Annotated in this window: 1 protein-coding gene; it reads left to right on the forward strand. The window is 63.2% G+C overall.

Features of this window, described 5'->3' with window-relative positions; genetic code table 11:
• On the forward strand, positions 1–1368 hold a 1368-nt coding region (locus C9422_RS31945; RefSeq protein WP_218279160.1), incomplete at both ends, for an Ig-like domain-containing protein.

Below are 1368 nucleotides of genomic sequence, written 5' to 3' on the forward strand. Positions count from 1 at the left end.
GAGGCGTAGCTGCAGGCTTCCCGCAATCAATCACTACGCCATTGGGCAGCACCCTGACCATCACCGGCTTCAACGCCGCGACCGGTGTGGTGAGCTACAGCTACACCCTCAACGACAACGAAGCGCATCCGACCGCCAACGGCGCGAACACCCTGCCTGAGCAGTTCGCCGTGACCCTGGTCGACGACAACGGCACCACGGCCACGGGCAGCCTCGACGTGAATATCGTCGACGACTTGCCACAAGGCGTGAACGACAGCAACGCTTCGACGGCGTCGGAAACCCTGTTGACCCTCAACGGCAACGTGCTGAGCAACGACGTGCAAGGCGCCGACCGGGTAACCATCGGTGAAGGCACTGGCCCGATCACCCCTGGCACCTTCACCGGTACCTACGGTACTTTGGTGTTGAATGCCAACGGCACCTACACCTACACCCTCAACACCAGCGACGCCGACTTCAAAGCGCTGCACGGCGGTGGCGACGGCACGGACACTTTCACCTACACCCTCACTGACGCGGACGGCGACAGCAGCACCGCCAACCTGGTGCTGCAAATCCACAACAACGATGACCCGGTGACGATTGGCGGTTTGAACGTCGAGGGCGGCGAGTTGACCGTCTTCGAGAAAAACCTCAGTGACGGCAGTGCTCCGGATACCACGGCGCTGACCCAGAATGGCACCTTCACCGTCACCGCGCTGGACGGCGTGACCAGCCTGACCGTGGGCGGCATCGCCGTGGTCACGGCGGGTGTGGCCGCGGGCTTCCCGCAATCGATCACCACGCCGCTGGGCAGCACCCTGACCATCACCGGCTTCAACGCCGCGACCGGCGTGGTGAGCTACAGCTACACCCTCAACGACAACGAAGCGCACCCAACCGCCAACGGCGCGAACACCTTGCCTGAGCAGTTTGCCGTGACCCTGGTCGACGACAACGGCACCACGGCCACGGGCAGCCTCGACGTGAATATCGTCGACGACTTGCCACAAGGCGTGAACGACAGCAACGCTTCGACGGCGTCGGAAACCTTGCTGACGCTGAACGGCAACGTGCTGAGCAACGACGTGCAAGGCGCCGACCGGGTAACCATCGGTGAAGGCACTGGCCCGATCACCCCCGGCACCTTCACCGGTACCTACGGTACTTTGGTGTTGAATGCCAACGGCACCTACACCTACACCCTCAACACCAGCGACGCCGACTTCAAGGCGCTGCACGGCGGTGGCGACGGCACCGACACTTTCACCTACACCATCACCGACGCGGACGGCGACAGCAGCACCGCCAACCTGGTGCTGCAGATCCACAACAACGATGACCCGGTGACGATTGGCGGTTTGAACGTCGAGGGCGGCGAACTCA

The organism is Pseudomonas sp. B1(2018), assembly GCF_003097365.1.
GTDB lineage: Bacteria > Pseudomonadota > Gammaproteobacteria > Pseudomonadales > Pseudomonadaceae > Aquipseudomonas > Aquipseudomonas laurylsulfatiphila.